The sequence below is a fragment of the Cellulomonas sp. P4_A2 genome, assembly GCF_056402515.1.
This window is the reverse complement of record NZ_JBFUHG010000147.1, coordinates 1-418: the sequence shown is the minus strand read 5'-3', so window position 1 is coordinate 418 and position 418 is coordinate 1. Positions and strand designations below refer to the sequence as shown.

At 56.9% G+C, this 418-nt stretch carries 1 protein-coding gene; it reads left to right on the top strand.

The genetic code is table 11. The annotated features are described in order from the left end of the window. Window positions 1-418 (top strand): hypothetical protein (locus AC1DUE_RS20470; protein WP_477041237.1); only part of this gene is annotated, 418 nt, incomplete at both ends.

The following is a 418-nucleotide window of genomic DNA, read 5'->3' as shown; positions in this document are numbered from 1 at the left end:
CCCGGAATAGTGAGCGTGGACAGCCCAAGGCTGCAGAAGCAGGCAATTACTTGCGGAGTCGCGCTCTCCACCTTGGGCTGGGGGAAGCTAGTAGGGAAACTGGGCTACAAATTCGCCGGGGTTCTCACTAACTCCGCAGTGAAAGAGGAGCCGCTTACTCAAAACCTTGCGCAAAGTGGGGGTAAGGGTGTCCTCAAAGCCCTGGCCTACGATGGAAACGGTGACCCGGTCGAGATATTCCTTGACACCCTCGAGATCCTTCCCTTCGGCATAGGGACAGCGGCTTCATGCACCCGAGTTGTCACTATAGCCATAGACGAGGCGCTCCCGAAGGTTCCTGTGAAGAGTACCCTCCCGGCGAATAAGCTCCCCAAGAACACTGGGCCTCTGAACACAAAGCTACCTGGGGATACTGGAC